At 31.9% G+C, this 7,647-nt stretch carries 9 protein-coding genes and 1 other RNA gene; 3 read left to right on the top strand and 7 right to left on the bottom strand.

Going from position 1 to position 7,647, the window contains the following annotated elements; genetic code table 11:
• Window positions 1–58 precede the first annotated feature (58 nt).
• Window positions 59–157, bottom strand: an RNA gene (ffs, locus tag DIU01_RS06390) — signal recognition particle sRNA small type.
• Between the two features lie 87 nt (window positions 158–244).
• Between ffs and DIU01_RS06385 the strand changes: the two genes are divergently transcribed.
• Window positions 245–1,312 (top strand): glutaminyl-peptide cyclotransferase, encoded by a 1,068-nt coding sequence (locus DIU01_RS06385; protein WP_290832640.1) that lies wholly within the window; start codon window positions 245–247, stop codon window positions 1,310–1,312.
• Window positions 1,312–1,548, top strand: coding sequence for a hypothetical protein (locus DIU01_RS06380; protein ID WP_290832638.1), 237 nt, complete (start codon window positions 1,312–1,314; stop codon window positions 1,546–1,548). The genes DIU01_RS06385 and DIU01_RS06380 overlap by 1 nt, the downstream gene beginning before the upstream one ends.
• Window positions 1,549–1,580: 32 nt before the next feature.
• Here DIU01_RS06380 and DIU01_RS06375 read toward each other — a convergent pair whose 3' ends face one another.
• Window positions 1,581–2,186, bottom strand: coding sequence for a hypothetical protein (locus DIU01_RS06375; protein ID WP_290832635.1), 606 nt, complete (start codon window positions 2,184–2,186; stop codon window positions 1,581–1,583).
• A 121-nt stretch (window positions 2,187–2,307) separates the two neighbouring features.
• On the bottom strand, window positions 2,308–3,030 hold the full coding sequence (locus DIU01_RS06370) for a bacteriorhodopsin-like (RefSeq protein ID WP_290832633.1): 723 nt from the start codon (window positions 3,028–3,030) through the stop codon (window positions 2,308–2,310).
• Between the two features lie 113 nt (window positions 3,031–3,143).
• On the opposite strand from DIU01_RS06370, the gene DIU01_RS06365 reads away from it, so the two are divergent.
• The gene (locus tag DIU01_RS06365) at window positions 3,144–4,028 is read left to right on the top strand and encodes a Brp/Blh family beta-carotene 15,15'-dioxygenase (protein WP_290832631.1); all 885 of its coding nucleotides are present in this window, start codon (window positions 3,144–3,146) and stop codon (window positions 4,026–4,028) included.
• A gap of 54 nt (window positions 4,029–4,082) precedes the next feature.
• Here the strand turns inward: DIU01_RS06365 and dnaK are convergent, their stop codons facing one another.
• The 4 genes from dnaK to DIU01_RS06345 all read right to left on the bottom strand — a co-directional run bounded on the left by dnaK (window position 4,083) and on the right by DIU01_RS06345 (window position 7,516).
• Complete coding sequence (dnaK, locus tag DIU01_RS06360) at window positions 4,083–5,960, bottom strand: molecular chaperone DnaK (protein ID WP_290832629.1); 1,878 nt, start codon at window positions 5,958–5,960, stop codon at window positions 4,083–4,085.
• 308 nt (window positions 5,961–6,268) lie between these two features.
• Window positions 6,269–6,844 (bottom strand): DUF1572 family protein, encoded by a 576-nt coding sequence (locus DIU01_RS06355; protein ID WP_290832627.1) that lies wholly within the window; start codon window positions 6,842–6,844, stop codon window positions 6,269–6,271.
• Window positions 6,831–7,058 carry a DUF6095 family protein gene (locus tag DIU01_RS06350; RefSeq protein ID WP_290832625.1) on the bottom strand — a complete coding sequence of 76 codons (228 nt, stop codon included), beginning with the start codon at window positions 7,056–7,058 and terminating at the stop codon, window positions 6,831–6,833. Before DIU01_RS06350 ends, DIU01_RS06355 begins: the two co-directional genes overlap by 14 nt.
• A 2-nt stretch (window positions 7,059–7,060) precedes the next feature.
• Window positions 7,061–7,516: a hypothetical protein gene (locus tag DIU01_RS06345; protein WP_290832623.1), complete on the bottom strand. Its 456-nt coding sequence runs from the start codon at window positions 7,514–7,516 to the stop codon at window positions 7,061–7,063.
• Between the last annotated feature and the right edge of the window lie 131 nt (window positions 7,517–7,647).

Here is a 7,647-nt window from a genome sequence, read left to right as displayed (position 1 = left end):
AGAATCTGAAACGAGTTCAGATTAAAAAAAAAGATTCCGAAACAAGTTCGGAATAAAAAAATGGCAAGCGACCTACATCGCACCGCTACAACCACATACCTTTGCTATGTTCCCATCCTGGAGGAGTCTGCAGGAGCTGGTCGTGTAGGACTTGCCGGTGCAAAGATACAATCTTTTTATATTTTTGCAAGAAATTAACATCATAAATAATACATTTGTGAATATAAAATTCAATCAAATACCAATGAAAAAATATAACGCATTAGCATTCATTTTATTAGGATTAGTTCTTACTAATTGTGGCGGAACAAAAGAAGATTTTTTTAGCATAAATGAAGATAAAATTAAGGCACAATACACCGTAAACGATAAAATTTCGCTTGAAATTTTAAATTTAAAAAATCAAAAAGTAGATAGTGTTGTCTATAATATCAACAACAAAAGAGTTGGATCAAATAACGGAACAAGCGCTTTTTCATTCGATTTAACAAATCAAAAACTAGGTTACCAAAATATTAAAGCGGCAGTTTATTATGACGGAACAACCGAAATGGATTCTACTAGAATTGAAGTAGTATCGGCAACCGAACCAAAATTATTGAAGTACACAATCGTGAATACCTATCCTCACGATATTAAAGCTTATACGCAAGGTTTAGAATTTTACAGAGACACACTTTATGAAGGAACCGGAAATGGTGCTGGAAACGGTACTGGTTTACGAGGAATTTCAAGCCTTAGAAAAACCAATTATAAAACTGGTGAAGTTTATAAAAAAGTAGAATTAGGACAAGATTATTTTGGTGAAGGAATTACGATTTTAAACAACAAAGTGTATCAATTAACTTGGTTGAATAATGAAGGTTATGTTTACAATGCTGACACTTTTAAGAAAGAAAAAACGTTTCAATATTTCAAGAAAATGGAAGGTTGGGGTTTAACAAATGATGGTAAAAACCTATACCAATCAGACGGTTCTGAAAAAATTTATAAACTAGATCCAGAAACTTTAAAAGAAGTAGATTATGTAAACGTGTATGCTGGTGGAACAAAAATTAAGCAATTAAATGAACTAGAATGGATTGATGGAAAAATCTATGGAAATGTTTACACTAAAAATGCAATTGCAATTATAAATCCATTAAATGGTTCAATTGAAGGAATTGTTGATATGGCCGATTTGAGAAAAAAAATAACATTACATCCAGATAGTGATGAATTTAACGGAATTGCATACAACCCAAAAACGAAAACTATTTTTGTTACCGGTAAAAACTGGGATAAAATGTTTGAGATAAAAATAAATCAATAATGACATCAAATTCTGAAATGCCAAAATCTTGTAGAGAAAACTGGTTGGAATTAAATACAGAAGAAAAAGTACGTTTTTGTACTTTATGTCAGAAAAATATTTTTCTTTCTACAAATGATAGTAATGAAAATTTAGATGGTATTTGTTTGAAACATTCTTCAAGTACAACTGAAAATGTAAAAAGTAAATTAAGATGGCTAGACAAAATTTCAGATTTCTTGATACATAGAAAATAAAAAAACCGAGTTAATAGCTCGGTTTTTCGTTTTTATTTTTTCTTCTTGGCATCTACATATTCCATTTTGGCAACATCATAAATCCATTTGTTTTCTTGTGTTTTATTCTTTTGAGTAATCGATCCATCAGGATTTAGAGTAAACTCAAAACCTTCTCGTCGCATACGTTCTTGAGTTTCTGAAGCATTTTTAAGTTTATCAAGAAATACCTTTTCTACAATGTGATTGGTCATTTGAGTATTAGAAAAAACTTGTTTCTTAGTTGGAATTTCATAAATAATTGAAGTTACAGTAGTCATATCCTCGGTTTTCAAATCGGTTTTAAGAATATTATTTTCTGTAAAAGTCAGTAAATACAATGCTGCGCCATTCGCTTTAAAAGCCGTTAGTTTAGTATTGGTTGGAGCAAATTTAGCATCTACATTTTTAATTGTAATGGCATCTTTAGGTTTTCCGTTTTCGTTAATCGTTAGTTGAAAAGTTCCACTTTTAACTTCGGCAACTAAATTATCAGCTTTTGCCAAAACACCTTTGGCCGTTGAAGTTGCAGCTGGTTTTTTGGTTACAGTTTTATTCTTTTGAGAAAAAGTTACATTAGAGATTAAAGTAACAAGAGCAATAAAAATTATTTTTTTCATAACAACAATTTTGATTTTTATAGATGACCAATATACAAAATAATTAATACGCTAAATGTTAAATAAAAAAAAGCCACCTTGAAATGGTAACAAGGTGGCTTTCATCAATAAAACTTAAAAACTATTCTTTTGTAGACTTAACAGCTAAGTTGTAAATTACTAATCCAAATCCGATTTTGTTAATAGCATCGGCAATGTTGTAAGCAACATCAACATTTCCTTTTCCTAGTAATCCAGTGTACCAACCGTCGGTTCCTAACATGTATCCTAATGGATAAATTGCCCAACCTACCAATACAAACCAACATAAAATTTTGTGAGCAGATAAAACTTCTCCTCCAGCAGCAGCAGCTAATTTAGAAGCTTCACCCATCCATATTTCGTAAACAATAGCAAAGTAAGCAAGTCCTGAAACTAATCCCCAAAGCCAAGCGTTTGTTGGATCTACAGCTTCACCAAAATAACCTGTAACTAACATCACTAATGAATAAATAATCATTTTCCATAACAATGATTGTTTTGCTCCAGCTACTTTTAGAATTAAATAAAATTCTAAACACATTAATGGAACCGTTAAAACCCAATCAACATAACGGAAAAAAGTTGGAGATTCTCCAAAGCTTGCCCAATAATCTCTCATATAGAAATAATGGACAGCTGCAATAAAAGTAATTAAACCTGAAACTAAAACAGAAACACGCCACTTTTTATCAAATTGACTTAATGATAAAAAGAAAAATGCCGATGCAGCCATCATTGCCATGCATCCAATGAAAAATGTAAACCCAACGTAATCCGTTGGCAACATTTTCGAAACAAGCGAAATAGATAATAAATTGTTCATAAAAATAAAAATTTAAGTTATTTGTTTAATCAAATTTACAGATGGTTAAACAAATAAAATAATTCTGTTTAACTTTTTATTATTATCTTTAAACAAAATATCAACTTAAAAACATGTCTAAAACAAATAAATTCGCCATTATAGTAAGCTTTTTTGCTTTGTGGATCAATGTAACTTTTTCTCCTAACTATCAACAAGTTATCGGATTTGTAGTAATATTCTTATTTGGAATCTTACATGGAGCAAATGATTTAGCTTTATTTCAAAAAATTAGCGCAACGAAAAAAAGCATTTCATTAAAAAAACTGACATTATATTATATAGGAATAGTAATTTTTGGAGCCTTACTCTTCTACTCCATTCCAATTGTGGCTTTACTACTTTTTATTTTCTTTAGTTCGTATCACTTTGGAGAGCAACATTGGAATACTATCGAGACAAAAGAAAAGAATAGTTGGATTACATTATTTCAAACCATTTATGGATTATTCATCTTTTCATTACTTTTTAGCTTTCATGAAATTGAGGTTAAGAAAATAATTTACCAAATTACAAATACTTCAATTGAGCTACTTGATTTTAAATGGATAACAATTTGCATCGGATTATTAATGATTGCATCTGGAATTAAAGTCAATTCGGTTTCACAGAAATTTAAATCAGAAATCGTAGTAAATATTTTTTATCTGATAGTTTTTGCAATCATTTTTAAAACTGCCGATTTAGTTTGGGCATTTGCAATATATTTTGTGATTTGGCATAGTTTATCGTCTATTGAAGAACAAATCAATTATTTATATGGAAGTTTTACTCTGAAAAATTTTCGAAGCTATTTCATCAGCGCATTTCCGTATTGGATTACATCGTTATTTGGAATCTTTATTTTGTACTTCATTTTTAAAGATAAAGAACTTTTCAATGCTTTGTTTTTTTCATTTCTAGCTGCAATAACATTTCCGCATACTATTATAATTATTAAGATGCAAAATAGTAAATAAAAAAACCGAGCAATTTCTTACTCGGTTTCTCCTTATTATATGTATTTGAAAAAATTATTTCACTTCTTCAAATTCTACGTCTTGTGTAGTATCACCTTGAGCGTCAGCTTGTGGTTGCGCTTGTCCAGCTTCACCTTGAGCATACATAGCTTCTGTAGCAGTTTTCCAAGCAGCGTTTACATTGTCTAAACCTTTTTGGATAGCTTCAACATCTTGCGATTGGTGAGCCATTCTTAATTCAGTTAATGCATATTCAATACCAGTTTTGTGCTCGTCAGAAATTTTGTCGCCTAATTCTTTTAACTGAGATTCAGTTTGGAAAATCAAACTATCAGCTTCGTTAATTTTTTCAGCTCTTTCTCTTGCGATTTTGTCAGCATCAGCATTTGCTTCAGCATCTTTTTTCATTTTTTCGATTTCTTCAGCTGTTAAACCAGAAGAAGCTTCAATACGGATATCGTGAGATTTTCCAGTTCCTTTATCAGTTGCAGAAACTTTGATGATACCATTAGCATCAATATCAAAAGTTACTTCAATTTGTGGAACTCCTCTTGGAGCTGGTGGAATACCATCTAAATGGAAACGACCAATCGTTTTATTATCAACAGCCATTGCTCTTGCACCTTGTAAAACGTGAATTTCAACTGTTGGTTGAGAATCTGCTGCAGTAGAGAATACTTGTGATTTTTTAGTTGGAATAGTAGTATTTGATTCAATCAAAACGGTCATAACTCCACCCATTGTTTCAATACCTAAAGATAAAGGTGTAACGTCAAGTAACAATACATCTTTTACATCTCCAGATAAAACTCCACCTTGAATAGCTGCTCCAATTGCAACAACTTCATCAGGGTTAACTCCTTTAGATGCTTTTTTACCAAAGAATTTTTCAACTTCGTCAGCAATTCTTGGCATTCTTGTAGAACCTCCAACAAGGATAACTTCGTCAATATCAGATGTAGATAAACCTGCATCTTTCAACGCTTTAGCAACTGGTTCCATAGAACGTTTTACTAAAGAGTCAGATAATTGTTCAAATTTAGAACGAGACAATTTTTTAACTAAGTGTTTTGGTCCAGAAGCCGTAGCTGTTACGTAAGGTAAATTGATTTCAGTTTCCGCAGAAGATGATAATTCAATTTTAGCTTTTTCAGCAGCTTCTTTAATTCTTTGTAATGACATTGGATCTAATCTCAAGTCAATTCCTTCTTCAGCTTTGAATTCATCTGCCAACCAGTCAATGATAGTTTGGTCAAAATCGTCTCCACCTAAGTGCGTATCACCATTTGTAGACAATACTTCAAAAACTCCATCTCCTAATTCAAGGATAGAAATATCAAAAGTACCACCACCTAAATCGTAAACTGCAATTTTTTGATCAGTTCCTTTTTTGTCTAATCCATAAGCTAATGCCGCAGCAGTTGGCTCATTGATAATTCTCATTACTTTAAGACCAGCAATTTCTCCAGCTTCTTTTGTAGCTTGACGTTGCGCATCGTTAAAGTAAGCAGGAACAGTAATAACTGCTTCTGTAACTGTTTGACCTAAATAGTCTTCAGCAGTTTTTTTCATTTTTTGAAGTGTCATTGCAGACAATTCTTGTGCTGTATATAAACGACCATCGATATCAACTCGTGGCGTATTGTTGTCACCTTTTACTACTGAATAAGGTACTCTTTTCGCTTCTTCTGTAGTTTCAGAAAAAGTATGTCCCATAAAACGTTTGATAGATGCAACCGTTTTAGTTGGGTTAGTCACAGCTTGTCTTTTTGCTGGATCACCCACTTTAATTTCGCCACCTTCAACAAATGCAATGATAGATGGAGTTGTTCTTTTTCCTTCTGAGTTAGGGATTACTACTGCTTCTTGTCCTTCCATTACAGAAACGCAAGAGTTCGTTGTACCTAAATCAATTCCAATAATTTTTCCCATTTTTATATTTAATTAATTTTAGAAAATTCACTTTTAAACTTGTCTGTCAAAAAGCAATGATTGTGCCACAACAAAAAAGGTAATAAATTGTCAGTTTTAATAGTAACTGACAGTTATTCATCTGACAAACTGACACAAAACACAACCTAATTTGTTGTTTTCATGAAGCCAATCCAGCTATCCGTTGCAAGTTTTCTTGCTTCAACCTTTTTTTCTAAGCCCAAAAATGTGCTTCCGTTGGTCGCAATTTTTGGTCAAGAAAAAATAGGTTGCCTTCAAGAAAAGCTTTCCACTACTATCTGGGCTAGTTACAGTAGTTTCTTTAATTCATCATCAGTAAAATGCTTTAATGTTCGTTCTTTAGAAAATTTATTAGCATTATAACTAGTAGATTTATTTTTAGGAATTGATAAGCTATTCCATTCACTATTTTTTAGCATTTTGGCATAAAATACAATTTGACCAATATGATAAGGATAATGTGCCAATTGTCTGTTTATGGCGTCTAACGCAGTTTGTCCTTCGTTTCTTATGTAAATTATTTTCTCTAAATCTTCGGGTTTTAAATCATTTATGGCATTAAAAAAGCAAGTCCAAGCTGCGTTCCAAGTTTGTAAAAGTGCTTCGCGAGTTGCTACAGATTCTACAAATTCTTCATCACGCTTGCGCCATTCTTTTTCACCGTCAGTTGTTAGAAAATCAGTCCATCTAGAAAGCATATTTCCCGACATGTGATTGATAATTGTACTTATTGAATTGGTATCTTCATTGGCAGAATAAAACAATTGATCGTCTTCCAATTGTTCCATGGCTTTTTCGGCAATGGTTTTGTAATAAAGCATTTGCTTTTTTACACTTTCTAAATAAGTATTATTTTTCATCATTAAATACTGCTTTTACAATAGTATTCAAACCAATAAATGCAAGCACAACTGCTGTTATGCAAAGCAAACATCCAATGGTTAAAACCACATAATGAAAATCATTTTTTTTATTCATAAAGGCGTTATACATTACACTTGGTCCGATGAACATAAGTGGTAATGCGCCAAATAAATATTTTACGCCTTTAGATAAAAGTTCTTTGTTGGTTGCCATTATTAAAATTTAAGCTGAATTCCGCCACCGTTTTGGTTTACAACTAGATTTAATTTTAGGTCATTAAAACCTGTAGTTTTCAAACCATCGTTATACATTTGAATTCCTTGGCGCATCTTCTTGTTTTTTCCAATCAAAACCGGAATAGAAACTCCAATTAATCCAGCGCCAATAAAAGTTCCAGCACCAGGATATTTTTCATCGCTAACCAATCCTTTTACTAAATCGCCAACAGTAAAGGCAACACCAAGTCCTAATAATAATGTTCCGGTAGATTCTTTGCTTTTTCCTTTTTTGAAAGTAGCCAAAGCTTGCGGATTTGCTGCCAATTTTTCTCTCACATCTCGACTAGATATTTGCGAATCATTGACAAAATAACGTCCGCCACGAATTTCAATTTCTTGCGAAAATGAGTAAGTTGAACATAAGATTACAAGTAAGAAAAGTATTTTTTTCATGATGGTTTTTTTAATTTTTTATAAAAGTAAGTATTTTACTTGAAATTTTCAACGGCTTTTCTAACGCTTCCAAATTCCTTTAATAATTGACTTGCTTTTTCATAATCAACTGGAATTTCGCTCATAATCAT

It is taken from the genome of Flavobacterium sp. (assembly GCF_003525665.1).
Taxonomy (GTDB): domain Bacteria; phylum Bacteroidota; class Bacteroidia; order Flavobacteriales; family Flavobacteriaceae; genus Flavobacterium.
This window is presented reverse-complemented; position numbering and strand designations above follow the sequence as displayed.